Genomic DNA, 20,623 nt, shown 5'->3' with positions numbered 1-20,623 from the left:
AATTCTCTCGAAAGTCCATATTGACATAACTGGTCATAACCAGTCCTATTATCGCAAGGAGCCAGAAGAGCCCCGACGATGCCGTGCATTATCACAATCAAGGGAACCCATCATGCTTAAGAAGAGCCTTGCCGCCCTCGCGTTCTCCGCCGCCCTCTGGAGCGGAACGGCCCACGCTGAGACGATTTCCGTATTTTGCGCGCCGACGGAATTCGAGCTGTGCACCAATGTCGCCAATGCCTGGAAGGAGAAGACGGGCAATGAAGCGAAGATCAACAAGATGCCGGCGCTGCTCGATGACGCCATCCCGATCTATCAGCAGCTGATTGCCGCGAAATCCACCGATATCGACGTGCTGTTCCTCGACGTCATCTGGCTCGGCATGTTCAAGAACGGCCTCCTTGACCTGAAGACCGTCATCCCGCAGGCAGATCAGGACAAGCACTTCGCCTCCACGCTCAATGCCGCCAAGCTCGACGGCAATCTGGTCGCGATGCCTGCCTACATGGACGTTGGCCTGATGTTCTACCGCAAGGATCTGCTCGAGAAATACGGCAAGCAGCCGCCGAAGACCTGGGATGAGCTGGCCGCGACCGCCAAGGAAATCCAGGACAAGGAGCGCGCCGACGGCAAGGGCGACATGTGGGGCTATGCCTGGCAGGCCAAGAGCTATGAAGGCCTGACCTGCGACGCGATCGAACTCGTTGCATCGAACGGCGGCGGCACGATCATCTCCGACGACGGCAAGGTCACGATCGACAACCCGAAGGCCGCCGAAGCCATCGAAAAAGCCAAGGGCTGGATCGGCTCGATCAGCCCCGAGGGCACGCTGAACTACGACGAGGAAGCCTCGCGCGCCGTCTTCGAATCCGGCAACGCCGTGTTCCACCGCAACTGGCCCTATGTCTGGGGCACGTCGCACAAGGAAGGCAGCGCCGTTGTCGACAAGGTCGGCGTCATGCCGCTGCCCGTCGGCACGGAAGGCCAGAAGTCGAGCGGATGCCTCGGCCCGATGTATTACGGCGTCTCGAAGTACAGCGCCAAGGCTGACGTCGCGGCCGATTTCGTGAACTTCATCACCGGCCCCGACATGCAGAAGAAGCGCGCGCTTCAGGATGCGGTCAATCCGTCGATCCCGGCGCTCTACACGGACCCGGACGTGCTGGCGAAGATCCCCTTCCTCAAGGACAACCAGCAGGCCTTCGCCGATAGCGCCGTGCGTCCCTCGGGCTATACCGGCACCAGCTACAACCGCGTGTCGCAGGCTTTCTATCGCTCTGTCCACGACATGCTGTCTGGTGGCGGCGATATCAAGTCTGGCCTGACCTCGCTCGCCGGGCGGTTGGAAAAGCTCAAGGAAAGCCGTTGAGCCTCGACTGAACGCACGGGGGCAGGCCCACGCGTGGTCTGCCCTCGTCTCGCGCATCGCAAATCGCCGCCATCAAGGGGGCGAACCTTTTATCGTGATCAAGTCCGGGTGAAAAATGGCATCGGTTTCGCTTGAATCCGTTTCGAAGAATTTTGGGACGCACACCGTCATTCAAGGCGTCGACCTCAGGATCAACGACGGCGAGTTCGTCGTCTTCGTCGGCCCTTCCGGCTGCGGCAAGTCAACGCTTCTGCGCATCGTTGCGGGGCTTGTCGCCGCATCCAAGGGTGTCGTGACGATCGGCGGCGAGGACGTGACCGATGTCCCGGCCTCACGACGCGGCGTCGCCTTCGTCTTCCAGTCCTATGCGCTCTATCCGCATATGAGCGTCGCCCGCAACATCGGCTTCGCGCTGGAAACACTGGGCATGGCCAAGGACGCCATCAGCCAGAAGGTCTCGTCGGTGGCACGCATGCTCAAGGTCGACCACCTGATGGATCGCCGGCCGCGCGAACTTTCCGGCGGCCAGCGCCAGCGCGTGGCGATCGGCCGGGCACTGGTGCGCCAGCCGGAAATCTTCCTGTTCGACGAGCCGCTGTCGAATCTCGATTCCGATCTCAGAATGGAAATGCGCATGGAGATCGCCAAGCTCCATGATGACCTGAAGACGACGATGATCTACGTCACCCATGATCAATCCGAAGCGATGACACTCGCCGACCGGATCGTCGTTTTGAACCACGGCCGCATCGAGCAGGTGGGAACGCCGCAGGAGCTCTACCACGCCCCCGATAACCGCTTTGTCGCAAGCTTCATCGGCAGCCCCCGGATGAACTTCCTGGCCGTCTCGCCGAAGACAGGCGCAGATGCCGGCACGATCGTTGGGCCCGGCAATCTATCGATCGCCATGGTCGCCAACAATCCGGCTGGCCCGATCGCCGAGATCGGCATCCGACCGGAAGGACTACGCCTGGTCGGCGCGAACGAAGGTCGCATCACCTGCACGCTGGAGCGCGTGGAGGACCTCGGCCACGAGCATTTCGCCTATTGCCGGATCACCGACGACACCGTCTGGGTGATCCGTGTCGCGAGAGCACCGGCGCATGATCTCATCGGTCATCCTGTCGGCCTGGATTTCACTGATACCGCCGTCTTCGCCTTTACGGCCGACGGCAAGCGCGTTCTGCTCAGCCAGCCGGCCAGCGGACAGGTGAGCCAACCATGAGCGCCAAACTTGCCCGCCGCGATTACCGGGCCGCATGGCTGTTTCTGGTTCCCGTCATCGCCGTTATCCTCTTGGTCGCCGTCTGGCCGCTGAGCCGGACCTTCTTCTTCTCCTTCACCGACGCCTATCTCGACGACCCCTCCGTCTATTCCATGGTCGGTCTCGACAACTTCATGGAGGTCATCAACGATCACAGCTGGTGGGTTGCGGTGAAGAACACGCTCGTGTTTACCGTCATCTCGGTCGCGATCGAGACGGCGCTCGGGCTTGCGATCGCCCTGCTGCTCAACGAGATGATCCCGGGCCGCGGCCTAGCGCGCGCCGCCATTCTGGTGCCCTGGGCCATTCCCGTCGTCGTCGCCACCAAGATCTGGGAGTGGATGCTCAACGACCAGTTCGGCGTGATCAACAAGATCCTCACGGGGCTCGGCGTGGTCGATCACGGTATCGCCTGGACGGCCAGCAGCTCGCTGATCATGGGCGTCGTCATTTTCATCGACGTGTGGATGACCACGCCTTTCATGGTGCTGCTCATCCTCGCCGGCCTGCAGCTGATTTCTCCGGAGATCTTCGAGGCCGCCGAAGTGGACGGCATTCCCGCCTGGAAGCGCTTCTGGTCGATCACCCTTCCGATGCTGCGCCCGGCAATCGGCGTCGCCGTTCTCTTCCGCGTGCTCGACGCGCTCAGAATGTTCGACCTTGCTTATGTCCTGGCGGCGAGCAACGAGAACGTCATGACCGTATCGATCTACGCCCGCGACCGGCTGATCAGCTTCCAGGAGCTCGGCGTCGGTTCGGCAGCGTCGACCTGGGTCTTCCTGCTCGTGGCGCTGGTCGCAATCATCATCATCGGGGTTCTTCGCCTCGACAAAGCGGCGGGGACCTGATCGATGGCCAATGCAATCGCACAGAAGGCGCTGCGCAAGCCCGCCGGCTACTATCGCATGAGACGGCGCGTCGTGCGCGGTCTGCAGATCTTCGCGCTGCTGCTCGTGCTCGTCTATACGCTGTTCCCATACTACTGGGCCTTCGTCTCCTCGACGAAGCAGGGTGCCGCACTCTATCGCTCGGCCCTGATGCCGGCGCTGGATTTCACTTACTACCGGCAGCTGATCGACAACCCGGTCTTCATGGGGTCGCTGCTCAACTCGGCCTATGTCGCGATATCGACGACTTTCCTGTCGCTGATCATCGGGCTGTCGGCCGCCTATGCGCTCGGCCGCATCGAGTTTCCGCAGCGGCGCGCGATCCTGATGATCGTCCTGATGATCTCGATCTTCCCGCAAGTGGTCGTGCTCTCGGGCATGTTCGAGCTGATCAACTGGCTGGGGCTCTTCAATCGCCCGAGCGCGCTGATCCTCACCTATCTACTGTCGACCGTACCCTTCACGACGTGGATTCTCACCACCTTCATCCGTGAGTTCCCACGGGAACTGGAAGAGGCCGCCATCATCGACGGCTGCTCCCATTTCCGCATCCTGATGAAGGTGCTCCTGCCGCTGATGGGACCGTCGCTCGCCAGTACCGGCATTCTCGCCTTCATCCTCGCCTGGAACGAGTTCCTGTTCGCGCTGACATTCACGCTGACCGACGAGAACCGCACCGTGCCGGTGGCGATCGGCCTGATCGCGGGCACAAGCCGCTACGAATATCCGTTCGGGCAGATCATGGCGGCCTCGATTACCGTCACGCTCCCCCTCATCGCCGTCGTGCTTATCTTCCAGCGGCGGATCGTGGCGGGCCTTACCGCCGGCGCCGTCAAAGGCTGACAGATACAAGGATCAAGACCATGGACATGCTTGTGAAGCTCTACGAGCTGAAGCGCGACCCAGCACTCGACAGCCGCATGACGTCGCAAGGGGTCACCATCCGCCGCGTGCTGGTGCCGGAGCTGCCGGCGCTGACATCGTGGATCGAACCGCGCTTCGGCGCCGGCTGGGCGGCTGAGGCGACCGCCGCCACCATGCGCCAGCCGACCACCTGCTTCATCGCCATCCAAGCGGGGGAGCTCATCGGCTTTGCCTGCCACGAGGCGACCGCCAAGGGGTTCTTCGGCCCCACCGGCGTCGATCAGGCGGCCCGAGGCAAGGGTGTCGGGCACGCCCTTCTTCTCGAAACGCTGCTCGACATGCACGCGCAGGGCTATCCCTATGGCGTGATCGGCGGCGCCGGGCCGATGGATTTCTACCGCAAGAGCGTCGGCGCGATCCCGATCGAGGGCTCCGATCCGGGTATTTATCGAGGCATGCTGTCGCTCGCTCACCCGAGCGAAATCTCCTCATAAAGGACACGATTTCGGACGCGTCAGCGCCGTATTTCAGCCTTTGATTTCAAAAATACCTGCTGTACCGGCGCAGCTCTGCTTCGCCGGTACAGCAGGCGTTGTGGCCGGTTTCGACGGTGCCGGCGACCGGTGCGTCTGTCACAAAAATTGATTTTAAGATGGACAATTTTTGTATATCGCCCTATATACGCAGCTAAGGAGCACAGTGCTCTATCGAAAATGACAGTATCAAAGTTCGAATACGTGACCTTTTGTCATATCGGATAGATATTTTCGATATAATATATTTTCCTCGGACGAATTTGACTTATGAATTGTCGATTTGTCTCAGCAACACAACGGATAATACATCCTGATCCAGAAGATATTCTGCAGATCGTGGACGTATGCGAATAAAGGAGAATGCCTGGCCTCTCGAGCTCGGCGCCAAGATTATATGAATGCTGCAACTGAAACAGACGCGCCGACATCATCGGCTTCGACCAAGATCAGTCTCAACAACATCTACAAAGTTTTCGGCGAACACCCGAAGAAAGCCCTGGCGCTACTGCGCGCAGGCAAGTCAAAATCCGAGATCCATGCAGCAACGGGCTGCTCGATCGGCGTAAACGACGCCAGTTTCGATATTCGCGCCGGCGAGATCTTCGTCATCATGGGCCTGTCGGGCTCCGGCAAATCAACGCTGCTGCGCCTCCTCAATCGGCTGATCGAACCCACATCCGGCTCAATCAAGATCGATGGCCGCGATATCACCGACATGTCGCGCAGTGAGCTGATCGCGCTTCGCCGCCGCGATATCAGCATGGTCTTCCAGTCCTTCGCGCTACTTCCCAACCGCACCGTTCTCAGCAACGCCGCCTTCGGTCTTGAGGTCGCAGGCGTCGGCGAAGCCGAGCGTCGCGAGAAGGCATTGGCCGCGCTGAAGGCCGTCGGCCTCGACGGCTATGCCGACAGCCGCCCGGATCAGCTTTCCGGCGGCATGAAGCAGCGTGTCGGTCTTGCCCGCGCGCTCGCCAGCGAGCCCACAATTCTCCTGATGGACGAGGCTTTCTCTGCGCTCGACCCGCTGATCCGCACAGAAATGCAAGATGAGCTCGTTCGCCTGCAGTCCGAGCACAGCCGCACCATCGTCTTCGTCAGCCACGATCTCGACGAGGCGATGCGGATCGGCGATCGCATCTGCATCATGCAGAACGGCAATGTCGTGCAGATCGGCACGCCCGACGAGATCGTCACCAAGCCGGCCAACGACTACGTCCGCTCCTTCTTCCGCAATGTCGATGTCGCGCATGTCTTCAAGGCCGGCGATGTCGCTCGCAAGTCGCAGGTCACGATCATCGAGCGCGAAGGCGTTTCGGCCGCGGCAGCACTCGAGCGGATGAAGAACTACGACCGCGAGTACGCAATCATCCTCGGCCGCGACAAGACCTATCACGGCATGATCAGCCAGACATCGCTGATCGAAAAGATCAGGGCGAAGACGGCCGACCCCTATCGCGGCGCCTTCCTGCCCGAGATCGAGGCCATTCCGGCCGACGAGCCGCTGTCGAACGTTCTTGGCAAGGTGGCGGCCAGCCCATGGCCGGTTCCCGTCATTGACGGCGGCAAGCGCTATCTCGGCTCCATCAGCAAATCCGCGCTGCTCGAAACGCTCGACCGCGCCGGCTGATCACAAACACATCGGATAAATCATGAACTTCGATATCGGAAACGGCATCGACGCTGCCGTCAATTATGTGCTCGACAACTTCTCACCCGTGCTTGATTTCATCGCGGCCACGATCGGCTTCGTGACATCAGGCATCCAGAACGCTCTGCTCGCCATCCCCATGCCCGTTGGCATCGCGATCTTTGTGATCCTCTCGCTCTGGCGCGTCGGCATCGGCTTTGCGGTGTTCACCGCGCTCGGCCTGCTGCTCGTCAACCACATCGAGCTCTGGGGCCCGATGATGGAGACCCTGTCGCTGGTCATCGCCGCGACGCTGATCGCCATGCTCATCGGTCTGCCGCTCGGCATCGCCATGGCCCGCAAGGATTCCGTCGCCGCGGTCGTACGCCCGGTCCTCGACCTGATGCAGACGATGCCTGCTTTCGTCTACCTGATACCCGCCGCGATGTTCTTCGGCCTCGGCGCTGTGCCGGGCGCGATCGCGACGGTCATCTTCTCGATGCCGCCGGTGGTTCGCCTCACCAACCTTGGCATCCGCCAGGTGGATGGCGAGTTCATCGAGGCGGGCAATGCCTTCGGCTGCACGGCGACCCAGCTCCTGTTCAAGGTGCAGCTTCCGAACGCCCTGCCCTCGATCATGGCGGGCATCAACCAGACGATCATGCTGTCGCTGTCGATGGTCGTGATCGCCTCGATGATCGGCGCCGGCGGCATCGGCAACACGGTTCTGACCGGCATCCAGCGCCTCGACGTCGGCACCGGTTTCGAGGGCGGCATCGCCGTCGTCATCCTCGCCGTCATTCTCGACCGCATCACCCAGAGCCTGGGTAAGCCGCGCGCCGCATTCTGGCAGGGCTTCTTGCGCAAAAGCGAAAGCGAAGAGCTGAAGCCGGCGACGGCCTGATCTCCAGCAACTCATCATGGCAGGCCGCGGCCTGCCAAATGCGAACCTTCAAAAAAGGAGCACTCATGTTCAAAACACTCGCAACTCTCGGCCTTGCCGCCGCTCTCGTCAGCGGCGCGGTCACCTCGACCATGGCGCAGGACGCCAAGCCGGTGAAGATCGGTTGGGCCGCCTGGTCCGACGCCGAATTCGTAACCAAGCTCGCCGCCAAGGTGATCGAAACGAAGCTGAACCAGAAGGTGGAGCTCGTGCAGGCCGACGTCGCGCCGCTCTACCAGGGTGTCGCGCGCGGCGATCTCGACACGATGATGATGGCCTGGCTGCCGCAGACCCATGCCGACTACTATGCCAAGGTCAAGGACAAGGTCGAGACGCTCGGCACGGTCTATGACGGCGCCAAGCTCGGCTGGGTGGTTCCCGATTACATTCCTGCCGACCAGATCGGCTCGATCGAGGACCTGAAGAAGGAAGACGTGCAGAAGAAGCTCTCCGGCACCATCCAGGGCATCGATCCGGGCGCCGGCCTCACGCGTCTCTCTGAAAAGGCGGTGAAGGATTACGGGCTCGACGGCTACAAGCTGCAGATCTCCAGCGAAGCCGGCATGCTGACGACGGTCGACCGCGCGATGCGCGGCGAGAAGTGGTTCGTGGCCACCGCCTGGAGCCCGCACTGGATGTTCGGCAAGCACAAGCTGCGCTACATCGATGACCCGAAGAAGTCGCTCGGCGAAGCCGAACATGTCGATATCCTCGCCCGCAAGGACTTCAAGTCCGACAATCCCAAGGTTGCCGCCTTCCTGTCGCGCATGAACCTGCCGATCCCCGATCTCGAAGCGGCGATGTTTGCCGCTCAGGAAACGTCATACGACCAGGCCGTGGATAAATATATCCAGGACCATCCCGACCAGGTGAAGAGCTGGATCGGCGACGAAGGCTGATCGCATTCTCGCGCCTCGCCCGATTTTTGGCGGGGCGCGACCCTTCGACCGAACAGGAGCGATGAATGTATATCGACCGCCTGCAACCGACCGACGCCGAAGACGATACGATGGGTGGGCGCATGTCGCTCGCCCGCGACGCGGTGAAGCTCTCCATCGAAGCCGCCGCGAGCAACCTAGGCATCACGCCGGACATCTGGGCATCGTGGGAAAATGATCGCGCGGCACCTGCCGCCGGCAATCTGGAAACGATCGCCGACACGCTTGAGGTCAGCCTCGCATGGCTGCTGCGCGGCCACGGGGCGGGACCCACATGGCCGGTTGCGAACGATAACGCGCATCGGCCAAGCTGAACGGAAAGCCGCTATGCGGCCGACCGATCACCGCACACAGACACAAGGAAATGACAATGGATACGAAAGCGATCACCGCCGAACTGGCACAGCATGTCCCTGTTACCTCCACGCTGGAGAACGTCATCGAGGACGTCGCACCTGTCGATCTCGCAGACATGCATACGCTCTATTCCGACATGGGCTGGCTGATTGCCGAGCGGTTCTCGACGCTTGAGGACAAGCAGCGGGTATTCGAGCTGATCGAGCTCGGCATGCGCAACGGCGACGGAAGGCTGAAGGACGCCGTCTCCACCGGACTGATCGAGGCGATGATCTCACGCACGGGCGCCCAGCCGGCGAGATGGCGCCAGATATCGGCCGAGCTCGGCCCGCTGTCGTCCGCCTACGTCAGGCAGTAATCGAACTAGCCGGCCGTGCGATTTTCAATGCACGGCTGGCAGTTTGGGTTTGCGTGGGGGCGCAGACCTGTCATACGAAGACGCGCAAGCAAACAGACGCAGGACCTCCCCCATCATGCCAAGCTCCCTCATGCCCGTTTTCGACGGCCACAACGACGTATTGCTCCGGCTCCAGCATTCGGGCATCGCGCAGCCGGCCAAAGCGTTTATCGAGGGAGAGGCGACCGGGCATATCGATCTTCCCAGGGCGCGCGCCGGCGGCCTAGCCGGCGGGCTCTGCGCCATCTACATCCCCTCGCCCAGCATGGGGAGGGACGCCAATGGCGACTTCCTGACGCCCGCGCAGCCGGAATCGCTGAACCGCACCCTGGCGATGGCCCGCATTCTCTTCGACATCGAAGCGCAGCGCGCCGGCGGGCTGAAAGTCTGCCGCACGGCGGCCGATATCCGCAAGTCGATCGAAACCGGCGCCTTCGCAGCCGTGATGCATATCGAGGGCGCCGAAGCGATCGCCGCCGATCTCGATGCGCTCTATGTGCTGCATCAGACCGGACTTCGCACGCTTGGACCAGTGTGGAGCCGGCCGAACATCTTTGCCTACGGCGTTCCGTTCCGCTTCCCGTCATCGCCCGATATCGGCCCCGGACTGACCGACACCGGCAAGGATCTGATCCGCGCCTGCAACGAGCTCAATATCATGGTCGACCTCTCGCATATGAACGAGCAGGGCTTCTGGGATATTGCCAAGCTCTCGAACGCACCGCTCGTCGCCTCGCACTCCAACGTTCACCAGATCAGCCCGCACAGCCGCAACCTCACCGACCGTCAGCTCGACGCCATCCGCGACACGGGCGGTCTCGTCGGCATCAATTTCGGCGTGCTCTTCCTGCGCGATGACGGCACGCGCAACGCCGACACCAGCCTCGACCTCCTGGTGCGCCACGCCGCCTATATCGCCGATCGCATCGGCATCGACCACGTCGCGCTGGGCTCGGATTTCGATGGCACGACGATCCCGGCAGCGATGAAGGATGCGACCGGTCTTCCTCTGTTGATCGACGCGTTCCGCGCCGGCGGCTTCGATGAGGAGGCGCTGGTCAAGATCACCCACGCCAATTGGATCAACGTGCTCGAGCGCACTTGGGGCGGCTGAGCCGATGCCAACCGCAGCATAAACCGCCGAAAACCACGGACTATTTGGAGACGTGTTCCGGCTTCCCCCTGGTCTTCGTGGAAGCGAAGTCCTCAAGCTGCTTTTCGGTCATCGAATCCACCATCTCGCGGGATGCGCCCTTGAGCTTGCTCTTCGGCGTTTCGCCGCGCTTGGCGGACAAGGCTGCACCGGCAGCCTTCTGTTGCGCTTTCGATTTTGCGGGCATGATCGTCTTCTCCCTTTCCTCCTGAACTCATGGCGACAGCGAAGGTTCCTGCGAAGGCGCGCGCAGTCACTCCAACCGCACGATAGAGTTTCTCGATCGCCGATCCTTTCCTTTTCGAAAGAGAGATTTATCTAACGCTCTGTGACTAAAAGATTTTTCAACGGAGTGGGATCCAAATGGCTGCATCTATACTGATCGGAATACTGATAACCTTCCTGGTCATCATCCTTGTCTTGTACCTTGTCGCCCGCCTGCCGATCGATGCCAGAGCCAAGCAGATCGTGCAGATCATCGTCATCATCATCGGCATCATTTCGCTTTTGAAATATCTGGCGGTTTTCTAACGCCGGGGCTCGATCGATGGAGGGATCGCATTGAGCCTGATCCGTGGCAAAAGCACCGAGAAGACGAAGGCCAGCTTTCCGGAGCTGTTCTTCGATCTCGTCTTCGTCTTCGCGCTCATCCAGCTGTCGCACACACTGGTCGAGGACTTCAGCTCGACGACGCTGGCGGAATCGATCCTGCTGATCCTGGCGATCTGGTGGCTGTGGGTTTACACCACCTGGATCACCAACCTGCTCGACACCGACAAGGAAGCGGTGCGGCTGCTGCTTTTCGCGCTGATGTTCGGCGGCATATTGCTGGCGATCGCGTTGCCCGAGGCCTTCAAGCATCAGGGACCGGCATTCGCGGCGCTATACTGCGCCATGCAGCTCGTGCGCTCGGTTTTCATGCTCTACGCCTACAGCGGCGTCGACCGGCCCTCATACCTCACCTTCGTGCGCATCACCGTCTGGGTGATCGCTTCCAGCGTCTTCTGGATGATCGGCGGCTTCGCCAGCCTTGAGGCGCGCGTCGCCTTCTGGGCCGTCGCGCTTTTGATCGAATACGTCTCGCCTTTGGCGCGCTACTGGGTGCCTGGATTGGGGAGTTCCCCGCGTGAAACGCTTGACATATCGGGCGAGCACATGGCCGAGCGCTGCGCGCTCTTCGTCATTCTATGCCTCGGCGAGACCATTCTGACGACGGGCAGGACTGCCGCGGAGCACATGCAGTCGAACCTGTCGGTCATGGTGTTCTGCAGCGCGTTTTTGACGACGGGCTTCATGTGGTGGATCTATTTCCACCACGGCCAACAGAAGGCCGCCGACAAGGCAGAGGCGACCTCAGCGCCCGAAACCGTGGCCCACGGTCTTTTCACCTACGGGCACCTGCCGATCGTCGCCGGCATCATCCTGACCGCCGTCGGCGAGGATTTCAGCCTGTCGCATCCCGAAGAGCATAGCAGCCTTAAGACCACGCTCGCCATTCTCGGCGGACCGGGATTGTTCCTGATTGGAAATATCTGGCTGAAATTGACAGCCGCGCGCAAGCTGCCGCTCTCTCACATCGCCGGGCTCGTCATCCTGCTCGCAACCGCCGTTCTTCTGCCGGTGCAGCAGAATTTCACGATACAGATGGTGAGCACCGTCACGCTGCTGCTCGTCGCGCTGTGGGAATATCTGGCATTGCGAAAGGCGAACGCGACCACCGCGTGAGCCGCATGATTCACTCATCGGCGAGCTACATCCGGATCGCCGAAATGACGACCCGGATGCGACCAAACCGAAGCTTAACCAGCAGCGCCGATCTTGTCCTGCGTCTTCGTGTCGAAGTCGCTGGCGTCGTGACGTTCCCACAGCTGGCTCGATGGTTCGCCGGAGAGACGGTTGACCATGCGCCCGCGCTGAACCGGCTTGCGCTCGCCGATCTGATCGGCCCAGCGCTGGATATTCTTGTATTCCTGAACCTGCAGGAACTCCGCCGCTTCGTAGATCCAGCCCTTCACCAGCCCGCCGTACCAGGGCCAGACGGCCATGTCGGCGATGGTATATTCGGCACCGCCGAGATATTCGCTCTCGGCAAGACGACGATCGAGCACGTCGAGCTGGCGCTTGGCCTCCATCGCGAAGCGGTCGATCGCATATTCGATCTTGGTCGGCGCGTAGGCATAGAAGTGGCCGAAGCCGCCGCCGAGATAGGGCGCGCTGCCCATCTGCCAGAACAGCCAGGAGAAGCATTCCGCGCGCGCCGCCGGCTCCGTCGGCAGGAAGGCCTGAAACTTTTCGGCGAGGTAGGTGAGGATCGAGCCGGATTCGAAAACGCGGATCGGCTTGGCACCGCTGCGGTCGACCAGCGCCGGGATCTTGGAGTTCGGATTGGCCTCGACAAAGCCGCTGCCGAACTGATCGCCATCGCCGATCCTGATCAGCCAGGCATCATATTCGGCACCGCTGTGGCCGGCGGCGAGAAGCTCTTCGAGCATAATCGTCACCTTGACGCCATTCGGCGTGCCGAGCGAATAAAGCTGCAAAGGATGGCGCCCGACCGGCAGTTCCTTCTCATGCGTCGCGCCGGCGATCGGCCGATTGATGTTGGCGAAACGCCCGCCGCTGTCCTTGTTCCAGGTCCAGATCTTTGGCGGCGTATACTCAGTCGAATTGGCCATGCTTTGTCTCCAGTGGTGGCGTCTTCATGCGATACGCAACCCGTCTCGATTGCGCTGAATGCGGATAGGTTAGTGTCAGATCTTTCGCCCGACCTCGGCGATCATTTCGAAGGATTGGAGGCGCGCACTGTGATCATAAACGTCGGACACGATCATCAGTTCGTCGGCGCCGGTTTCCTCGATCAGCTTCTCCAGGCCGGCGCGGACCGTTTCCGGCGAGCCGATGATCGAGCGGGCGAGCATCTGCTGGGCCTGCGCCTTCTCCATCGGCGACCAATAGGTCTCGATATCGTCGATGGGCGGCTGGCTCAGCCCGCGCGTGCCGCGAAACATGTCGGTGAAAGACATCTGCTGTGTTGTCGCAAGCCGGCGCGCCTCGGCATCGGTTTCGGCGGCGATCACGTTGACGCCGACCATGGCGTAGGGCTGCGACTGCTGCTCGGACGGCTTGAAGCGGGTGCGATAGATCTGCAGCGCCTGGAGAAGAAGTTCCGGCGCGAAATGGGAGGCGAAGGCATAGGGCAGACCGAGTTCGGCCGCGAGCATGGCGCCGAAATTACTGGAGCCCAGAATCCAGAGCGGCACTTCGGTGCCGGCGGCGGGCACCGCCTGTATCCGCTGGTTCGGGCCGGCGGGTGCCAGAAATGCCTGCAGCTCAAGCACATCCTGCGGGAACTGGTCGGCCGACTCTGGCGAGCGGCGCAACGCGCGAAGCGTCATCTGGTCGGTTCCAGGCGCGCGGCCGAGGCCGAGATCGATGCGATCGGGAAACAGGCGCGCCAGCGTGCCGAACTGTTCGGCGATGACATAGGGAGAATGGTTCGGCAACATGATGCCGCCGGCGCCGACCCGGATCGTCTTTGTGCCCGCCGCGAGATGGGCGAGAACAACAGATGTCGCGGCACTCGCGATCCCGATCATGTTGTGGTGTTCGGCAACCCAGATGCGCCGGTAACCCCACTCTTCCGCATGCGCGGCCAGATCGCGCGCGTTGTCGAGGGCGCCACGAGCGTCCGTCTCCTCCGTCACGCGAACAAGTTCGAGGATGGAAAGAGCGGCCATGGCAATACCTTTGTAATCAACAAGTGGAGGCAACCGCTGAAGACGGCCGCCCTAATCGAAAGGTATATGGAGTCCGCGACGCGCCCGAACAATGGTTGGGACGTCCGCTTTTTTTGAGATCGGGCATCGCTCGGGCCGATGAGCCCCACCTAGGTGGCGGTCTTGCGGTTCCAGCGCCCGCTCATCTTCGCAGCACTGCCGCCGAATGTCAGGCCGAGCATGATCGCCGCCCTATAGAGACGGATGAGAACGACGACGACGAAGGCGAGCGCCCGCGAGCGCAGGCCCGCTATGCGATCCGAGCGGATGATGGAGAAGAGGCTTGCTGCCGGCGAGAGCGCCACGGCGAGCGTGCGCGCGACCCAGCGCAGACGCCAGGCCGACTTCGCCTGGATGCGCACGAAATCATGCGCGGTGTGCCGATCCCATTTCTGTGCGAGTTCGGCAAAGGTCTTGCGGGCGGGATGATAGACAATCATGCCTGGGCAGTAATTTGTGCGATAGCCCTGACGAAGCGCACGCTGCCCCCAGTCGCGGTCCTCGGCGACTTCGATGCCGCCGAAGCGGCCGACGGCCGAAAAGACCTCGGCGCGCATGGCCAGATTGCCGGTTCCGGTAAAGCCCTGCTTGGCGATGTATTCCTTCATTCGGTAGGCGAACACGCTCTCATAGGCTTCGAGCATCGTCAGATGATCGGCGTCCTCATAAGCGATGCGCACATCACCGCCCAGGATGGAGCGCTCGGGATCGGTCGAGAATTGCCGCTCGATCTCTGCAAGCCAGGCCTTGCCCGCGAGGCAATCGGCATCGATGAAGGCCAGTATCTCGCCGCTGGCATGCGCTACACCCCGGTTGCGCGCCGGCCCCGGCCCCGGAATGGGTTCCGAGAGCAGGGTGACAGAGGCGAAGGCGGCGCAGGTCTCGACCGGCAGCACCTTCGAGCCATTGTCGACCACGATGATCTCGACTGCCTGCTTCATGCCGGTTTGCCCGGCGAGTGACGCAAGGCAGGCGCTGAGCGCCTGCGGCTGGTCAAGATGCGGGATAATGACGCTGATCATTGACGTCCAATCTGTGGTCGAACAGGGTTCGGTAGGCGTCGAGATAGCGGTGCGCCTCGGCCGTCCAGCGGAAGCTGCGCTCGGCAACGGCGCGACCGAGCATACCCATCTCCTCACGCCGCTCGGGGTCGTCCACGAGCGAGACGATGCCTTCGGCGAGCGCGCGCGGCGAATGCTCGGCGACAATCATCGCTGCATTGCCCGCGTCGTTCGTCGCCTGGCGCAGATTGAACTGCACGATCGGCAGGCCGAGCATCATGTATTCGAACACCTTGTTCATCGACAGCTTGTCGTTGAAGTCGTTCGGCGGGTCGGGAATGATTCCGACATTGAGCGCCGAAAGGTGCGCGAGCAGTGACGGCCCGCTGAGATAGCCGGTGAAGCGCAGCCGGTCGCCGAGCTGCCTTTCGGCGGCGAGCGCCTTCAGGCGGCCGAACTCCGGCCCGTCGCCGATAATCAGGCAATTGATATCGTCGCGCTTCTGCACGTGAACGATGTCGTGCATGGCCTCGACCAGCGTATCCACGCCATCCTGCGCGCCCATGATGCCGATATAGCCGATCAGGTGCTTGCCGGGAACGACCAGCGATTGCTCCGCTTCCGTCAGCCTGAAACGCGAGGCTTCGGGATAGCTTTTGACCACGACCACCTTGTCGGGAGACATGCCGCCGCGCGCCACCGCTATATCGCGGAAGGTCTCGTTGGTGGCGATGCTGACATCGGCAACGCGGAAGGTCTGGCGCTCGAAGAACTGCACCAACCTGTAGAAGAAGTCCTTGCGGCCGAACTTGCTGACATAGAGCTCGGGGCTCAGATCATGATGGTCGAACACAAAGTAGGTGCCGAACAGGATCTTGTGCACCAGAGCCACGAGAAACATCAGGTCCGGCGGATTACAGGCCTGGATCGCATCGATGCGCTGGCGGCGGCGAACGCGGAACGACAGATAGAGCTGGTTGATCAGCGCCGTCGCGTATTCCCTGAAGTAGCCGGCGGCCGTGTCGGCCTCGCGCAGCGGATGGCGATAGATATGAATGCCGTTTATCACCTCATAGGCCTCGTTGTGGCCCTTGCCCATCGGGCAGATGACGGAGACTTCATAACCCGCGTCGTTGAGCGCCTGCGCTTCCTGCCAGACGCGACGATCGAACGGAACCGGAAGGTTCTCGACCAAGATTAGAACGTGTTGATTCATAGAAATGGTGGCCTCCCATACGCGTCTGGTGAACACGCTGAGCCACGACCATACGGTCTCGCTACCGTAACTCTCTAGTTAGCTAACAGGATAATCGATAGACCTTTTGTGTAACTACCGCTCAATCTTAAGAGAGGCTATGAACACTTCAGTAATACTTGCATCAATGCTTTCAAGCATAGTGTCTCGAGTGGTTGCAAAGGAAGTGGCGGGCTGTGTCAAACACTGTTTTGAAAGCGACGGACGGGAACGTCGTGATATGCCCGATCACCGCAGGCGACATCGCCTCGGTCGCGGACTTCCTGCACGCGGAATTGAACAGTAGGCTCTCCCCCGCCTTATGGGCCTCCTCGATCCGTCCCTCATGGCAAACCACGGCACCGAACCACGGCTTCATGCTTGTGTGTGACGGTCGCGTTGTCGGCGCGCAGGTCGCCTTCTATTCGGAGCGCCGCGTCGGCGATCTCATGGAAAATGTCTGCAATCTCTCCGCCTGGTGCGTGCACGAAAGCTATCGTTCGCACGGCCTGAGGCTGCTCCGGGCTATACTTGGCCAGCAGGGCTATACTTTCACCGATCTTTCGCCGAGCGGCAACGTCGTTCCCCTGAACCGACGCCTCAACTTCAGCGACCTGGATACCGCCGCCGCACTGATCGTCAATTTACCGATGCCACGTATCGGGACCGGCATCCGCATCACCTCCGATCGGAAGGCTATCGAGGCAAGCCTCGACGGGCGCGATCTGGAGATCTACCGCGACCACGCCAATGCGCCCGCCGCCCACCACATCGTGGTGACGCGCGGCCGGCAGCGTTGCTACGTGATCTTCCGCAGGGACCGTCGCAAGCAGCTGCCGCTGTTCGCATCGATCCTCTATGTCGGCGATCCCACGCTGTTCCAGGACGCCGCGCAGCAGGTCTACGGCTACCTGCTGACCCACTTCGGCATCCCGATGACACTGTTGGAAAACAGGCTCGGCATTACCCGCCCGCGCTTGTCGATCGCCCTTCGCTCGCCGCGGCCGAAGATGTTTCGAAGCAGCCGGCTGGGGGCCGATCAGGTCGATTATCTCTACAGCGAACTCACGTGCGTGCCTTGGTAGTAGGAGAGTAGGTACACATGCAATCGGCAATCAAGATCAACCTGTCCCACCTCGTCCTCCAGGCCGCGCAGAAGCATGGCGACCTGCCCGCGCTAACATACAAGAACGAAACCGTAAGCTACGCCGAGCTGTGGAGACGGGTCTGCGGCTTTGCCACCGCCATTCGCGAGCTCGGCGTGCAGCGAAGCGACCGCGTGGCCGTGCTGCTGGAAAAGCGGATGGAGACCGTGGTCTCGATCTTTGGCACGACGGCGGCGGGCTGCGTTACCGTTCCGGTCAATCCGCTGCTGCGGCCGCCGCAGGTCGCCTATATCCTCGCGGACTGCAATGTCCGCGTCCTCGTGACATCGCATGATCGGTTGCTGCAGCTGCAGGAGCATATCGCCGATCATCCCGCACTTGAGCATATCGTGCTCGTCGATCAGGTCTCCGGCGATATTCAGGGGTTCGACATCAGGAAGGTCAGCCTGCATGGCTGGGCTCCGTCATTTTCTCAGGAGAAGGAAAACGCGCCACCCATCGTCGCCGTCGATTACGACATGGCGGCCATTCTCTATACATCGGGAAGCACGGGAAAGCCGAAGGGCGTCGTTCTCAGCCATCGCAACATGATCGTCGGCGCCGAGAGCGTCAGCCACTATCTGAAGAACGGCCCTCATGACACCATCCTGTCGGTGCTCCCGCTGAGCTTCGACGCCGGCCTGAGCCAGCTGACGACCGCGTTCAATTCCGGCGCGCATGTCGTCCTGATGAACTACCTGCTGCCCGGCGACGTCATCCGCCTCTGCGAAAAGCACAAGGTGACGGGCATTACCGGCGTGCCGCCCTTCTGGATCCAGGTGGCAGCACTCGACTGGCCGACGGAGACCGCCGCGCGCCTTCGCTATTTCGCCAACACCGGCGGCCGCATGCCGAAGGCGACGCTCGATCGGCTGCGCAGTTTGTTTCCCCGCGCCCTGCCCTATCTGATGTATGGCCTCACCGAAGCGTTCCGCTCGACCTATCTCGACCCGTCCGAGATCGACCGCCGGCCGGATTCGATCGGCAAGGCGATCCCCAACGCCGAGATCCTCGTGGTCCGGCCCGATGGTTCGCGTTGCGATCCGGGTGAACATGGCGAACTCGTCCATCGCGGCCCGCTGGTCTCCATGGGTTATTGGAACGACCCTGCCCGCACCGCCGAGCGTTTCCGCCCGGTGCCGGGCAGCGAGGCGAGTTGGCGCGCGCCTGAGCTCGCCGTCTTCTCGGGCGACACCGTCGTTGCCGACGAGGAAGGCTTCCTATTCTTCGTCGGTCGGCGCGACGAGATGATCAAGACATCGGGCTACCGGGTCAGCCCCACCGAGATCGAGGAAGTGGCCTATGCCACCGGTCTCACCAAGGACGCCGTCGCGCTTGGCGTGGAAGACGGAGCGCTCGGCCAGCGGATCGTGCTGGTCGCAAGCCCCATCGCCAGTTCGCTCGATGTCAGCGCCCTGTTGACCGCATTCCGCCGGACCCTGCCGCAATACATGGTTCCGTCGCAGGTGGTCGAAATGAGCGCCATTCCAACCAATCCGAACGGCAAGTTCGATCGGGTTCTATTGAGGGAGCAATTAGGTTCGTGAGTTCGCACCCTTCCATTTCCATGTTCGAGCCGGTCGGAACCTGTATGGCCGTGGGCGGCATTCCGTTGGACCGCCTGGCCGAACGCGTCGGATCGACGCCGTTCTTCGCCTATGATCGAGCCCTGATAACCTCGCGCATCGGCTATCTCCGCTCCATTCTGCCCGCCGACGTCAAGCTCAGCTACGCGGTGAAGGCCAACCCGATGGCGGCCGTCGTCCAGCATCTCGCCGACCTCGTCGACGCATTCGACGTCGCCTCGGCATACGAGATGAAAACGGCGCTGGACACGCCGGTGCAGGCAAACAACATCAGCTTCGCCGGTCCGGGTAAGACGACGGCTGAGCTGACGCAGGCGGTTGCCGCCGGTGTGACGATCGAGATGGAGTCGGCCAACGAGGCAGCCCGGGTCGCAGACATCGGCCACAGGCTCGGCATCCGGCCGCGCGTGGCTCTGCGCGTCAATCCGGATTTCCAGGTCAAGGGCTCCGGCATGCGCATGGGCGGCGGGCCGCAACAGTTCGGCATCGATGTCGAGCAGGTCCCGGATCTTCTCAGAACGCTTCGTGTCGCCGATCTCGACCTCCTCGGCTTCCACGTCTTCGCCGGCTCGCAGAACCTGCATGCCGACATCCTTTGCGAGGCGCTGACGCGCAATGTCGCGCTGCTGATGCGGCTTGCGCAACAATCGCCGTGGCCGGTTCGCTATCTGAACCTCGGCGGGGGCTTCGGTATTCCCTATTCCGAGAAGGATCAGCCGCTCGATCTGGTGCCCGTCGGCGCCAAGCTAAAGGAGCTGATCGAAGGCGAAATCCGGCCACAGCTGCCCGATGCGCGCGTAACGATCGAGCTCGGCCGATACATCGTCGGCGAGTCCGGCGTCTACGTCACGCGCGTGGTCGATCGCAAGGTCTCGCGCGGGCGCACCTATCTGGTCGTCGACGGGGGAATGCATCATCAGCTGGCGGCATCGGGCAATCTCGGCCAGGTCATCCGCCGCAACTATCCTGTCGTCATCGGCAACCGGATGCAGGAGAGCGAGCGCGAAGCGGTGTCCGTCGTCGGCTGCCTGTGCACGCCGCTCGATCTGCTCGCCGACAACGTGATGCTGCCGCCGGCCGAGATCGGCGACCTGGTCGTCATCTTCCAGGCCGGCGCCTATGGCCTGACCGCCAGCCCGACGGCGTTCCTCGGGCATCCGATGCCGGTGGAAGTTCTTGTCTGATTTGATTTCAACCGGCGGGTAGCCGGCAACATTAAGAGGGGTATCATGAATTCGTCTACCTTCGAGGCCGTCAAGGACGTCATCATCGAAACGCTCGGGATCGAAGACCGGGACCGGATCGAGACCGCGTCAACGCCGCTGCTTGGCAACATCCCGGAGCTCGATTCCTTCGCCGTACTGAGCCTCGCGGCCGCGCTCGAAGAACGTTTCGGCTTCCAGATCGACGACAGCGATTTCACCGGCGAGGTGTTCGAAACCGTGGGGTCTCTGGCACAGTTCGTCGATCGCAGCCTTGTGGATCGCAAGCAGCTTCACTAGCAACCGTGGCTTCGCGGCCAATCAACGGTGGGGGATAAAGTGGC

22 protein-coding genes are annotated in these 20,623 nt (G+C 61.7%); 17 read left to right on the top strand and 5 right to left on the bottom strand.

Annotated elements, in window-relative coordinates:
• Positions 1-112: 112 nt before the first annotated feature.
• The 11 genes from ACODTZ_RS00920 to ACODTZ_RS00870 all read left to right on the top strand — a co-directional run bounded on the left by ACODTZ_RS00920 (position 113) and on the right by ACODTZ_RS00870 (position 10,296).
• On the top strand, positions 113-1,369 hold the full coding sequence (locus tag ACODTZ_RS00920; RefSeq protein WP_111560781.1) for an ABC transporter substrate-binding protein: 1,257 nt from the start codon (positions 113-115) through the stop codon (positions 1,367-1,369).
• Positions 1,370-1,484: 115 nt separating this feature from the next.
• Positions 1,485-2,594 carry an ABC transporter ATP-binding protein gene (locus ACODTZ_RS00915; RefSeq protein ID WP_489023087.1) on the top strand — a complete coding sequence of 370 codons (1,110 nt, stop codon included), beginning with the start codon at positions 1,485-1,487 and terminating at the stop codon, positions 2,592-2,594.
• Positions 2,591-3,481: a carbohydrate ABC transporter permease gene (locus ACODTZ_RS00910; protein WP_112425135.1), complete on the top strand. Its 891-nt coding sequence runs from the start codon at positions 2,591-2,593 to the stop codon at positions 3,479-3,481. The genes ACODTZ_RS00915 and ACODTZ_RS00910 overlap by 4 nt, the downstream gene beginning before the upstream one ends.
• 3 nt (positions 3,482-3,484) lie before the next feature.
• Positions 3,485-4,363 (top strand): carbohydrate ABC transporter permease, encoded by an 879-nt coding sequence (locus ACODTZ_RS00905; protein WP_018896683.1) that lies wholly within the window; start codon positions 3,485-3,487, stop codon positions 4,361-4,363.
• Positions 4,364-4,383: 20 nt separating this feature from the next.
• Positions 4,384-4,878 carry a GNAT family N-acetyltransferase gene (locus ACODTZ_RS00900; RefSeq protein WP_489023084.1) on the top strand — a complete coding sequence of 165 codons (495 nt, stop codon included), beginning with the start codon at positions 4,384-4,386 and terminating at the stop codon, positions 4,876-4,878.
• 436 nt (positions 4,879-5,314) lie between these two features.
• Positions 5,315-6,547, top strand: a complete 1,233-nt coding sequence (gene proV / locus ACODTZ_RS00895; protein WP_111560786.1) for a glycine betaine/L-proline ABC transporter ATP-binding protein ProV — start codon at positions 5,315-5,317, stop codon at positions 6,545-6,547.
• A 22-nt stretch (positions 6,548-6,569) separates the two neighbouring features.
• Positions 6,570-7,451: an ABC transporter permease gene (locus ACODTZ_RS00890; RefSeq protein ID WP_489023081.1), complete on the top strand. Its 882-nt coding sequence runs from the start codon at positions 6,570-6,572 to the stop codon at positions 7,449-7,451.
• A 65-nt stretch (positions 7,452-7,516) separates the two neighbouring features.
• Positions 7,517-8,389: a glycine betaine ABC transporter substrate-binding protein gene (locus ACODTZ_RS00885; protein ID WP_313760354.1), complete on the top strand. Its 873-nt coding sequence runs from the start codon at positions 7,517-7,519 to the stop codon at positions 8,387-8,389.
• Between the two features lie 65 nt (positions 8,390-8,454).
• Positions 8,455-8,742: a helix-turn-helix domain-containing protein gene (locus tag ACODTZ_RS00880; protein WP_489023079.1), complete on the top strand. Its 288-nt coding sequence runs from the start codon at positions 8,455-8,457 to the stop codon at positions 8,740-8,742.
• 56 nt (positions 8,743-8,798) lie between these two features.
• Positions 8,799-9,143, top strand: coding sequence for a hypothetical protein (locus ACODTZ_RS00875; protein ID WP_112435343.1), 345 nt, complete (start codon positions 8,799-8,801; stop codon positions 9,141-9,143).
• A 115-nt stretch (positions 9,144-9,258) separates the two neighbouring features.
• The gene (locus ACODTZ_RS00870; RefSeq protein WP_489023077.1) at positions 9,259-10,296 is read left to right on the top strand and encodes a dipeptidase; all 1,038 of its coding nucleotides are present in this window, start codon (positions 9,259-9,261) and stop codon (positions 10,294-10,296) included.
• Between the two features lie 40 nt (positions 10,297-10,336).
• Here ACODTZ_RS00870 and ACODTZ_RS00865 read toward each other — a convergent pair whose 3' ends face one another.
• Positions 10,337-10,522 (bottom strand): DUF3008 family protein, encoded by a 186-nt coding sequence (locus tag ACODTZ_RS00865; protein WP_112435344.1) that lies wholly within the window; start codon positions 10,520-10,522, stop codon positions 10,337-10,339.
• 176 nt (positions 10,523-10,698) lie between these two features.
• Between ACODTZ_RS00865 and ACODTZ_RS00860 the strand changes: the two genes are divergently transcribed.
• Both ACODTZ_RS00860 and ACODTZ_RS00855 read left to right on the top strand, forming a co-directional pair.
• Positions 10,699-10,866 (top strand): Thivi_2564 family membrane protein, encoded by a 168-nt coding sequence (locus tag ACODTZ_RS00860; protein WP_018896674.1) that lies wholly within the window; start codon positions 10,699-10,701, stop codon positions 10,864-10,866.
• Positions 10,867-10,896: 30 nt separating this feature from the next.
• The gene (locus ACODTZ_RS00855; protein WP_489023075.1) at positions 10,897-12,060 is read left to right on the top strand and encodes a low temperature requirement protein A; all 1,164 of its coding nucleotides are present in this window, start codon (positions 10,897-10,899) and stop codon (positions 12,058-12,060) included.
• A 74-nt stretch (positions 12,061-12,134) separates the two neighbouring features.
• On the opposite strand, the gene yghU is transcribed toward ACODTZ_RS00855, so the two are convergent.
• The 4 genes from yghU to ACODTZ_RS00835 form a co-directional block, all read right to left on the bottom strand.
• Positions 12,135-13,010, bottom strand: a complete 876-nt coding sequence (yghU, locus tag ACODTZ_RS00850; RefSeq protein ID WP_112435347.1) for a glutathione-dependent disulfide-bond oxidoreductase — start codon at positions 13,008-13,010, stop codon at positions 12,135-12,137.
• A 75-nt stretch (positions 13,011-13,085) separates the two neighbouring features.
• Positions 13,086-14,072 (bottom strand): LLM class flavin-dependent oxidoreductase, encoded by a 987-nt coding sequence (locus tag ACODTZ_RS00845; protein WP_489023072.1) that lies wholly within the window; start codon positions 14,070-14,072, stop codon positions 13,086-13,088.
• A gap of 149 nt (positions 14,073-14,221) precedes the next feature.
• Positions 14,222-15,133 (bottom strand): glycosyltransferase family 2 protein, encoded by a 912-nt coding sequence (locus ACODTZ_RS00840; RefSeq protein WP_489023071.1) that lies wholly within the window; start codon positions 15,131-15,133, stop codon positions 14,222-14,224.
• A complete protein-coding gene (locus ACODTZ_RS00835) occupies positions 15,105-16,328 on the bottom strand; it encodes a glycosyltransferase family 4 protein (protein WP_489023069.1) in 1,224 nt (407 codons plus the stop codon). The genes ACODTZ_RS00840 and ACODTZ_RS00835 overlap by 29 nt, the downstream gene beginning before the upstream one ends.
• 215 nt (positions 16,329-16,543) lie before the next feature.
• On the opposite strand from ACODTZ_RS00835, the gene ACODTZ_RS00830 reads away from it, so the two are divergent.
• Genes ACODTZ_RS00830 through ACODTZ_RS00815 form a run of 4 tightly spaced genes read left to right on the top strand, consistent with a single transcriptional unit; the run spans position 16,544 to position 20,579 of the window.
• Positions 16,544-17,431: a hypothetical protein gene (locus ACODTZ_RS00830; protein ID WP_489023067.1), complete on the top strand. Its 888-nt coding sequence runs from the start codon at positions 16,544-16,546 to the stop codon at positions 17,429-17,431.
• Between the two features lie 17 nt (positions 17,432-17,448).
• On the top strand, positions 17,449-19,038 hold the full coding sequence (locus ACODTZ_RS00825; RefSeq protein ID WP_489023065.1) for an acyl-CoA ligase (AMP-forming), exosortase A system-associated: 1,590 nt from the start codon (positions 17,449-17,451) through the stop codon (positions 19,036-19,038).
• Positions 19,035-20,261 carry a pyridoxal-dependent decarboxylase, exosortase A system-associated gene (locus ACODTZ_RS00820; RefSeq protein WP_489023063.1) on the top strand — a complete coding sequence of 409 codons (1,227 nt, stop codon included), beginning with the start codon at positions 19,035-19,037 and terminating at the stop codon, positions 20,259-20,261. Before ACODTZ_RS00825 ends, ACODTZ_RS00820 begins: the two co-directional genes overlap by 4 nt.
• Positions 20,262-20,306: 45 nt before the next feature.
• A complete protein-coding gene (locus ACODTZ_RS00815; RefSeq protein WP_489023061.1) occupies positions 20,307-20,579 on the top strand; it encodes an acyl carrier protein in 273 nt (90 codons plus the stop codon).
• Positions 20,580-20,623: the final 44 nt, after the last annotated feature.

The organism is Rhizobium sp. FG113, assembly GCF_057809895.1.
Note: the sequence above shows the minus strand (reverse complement) of the source record. Positions and strands in the feature narration are given on the sequence as shown.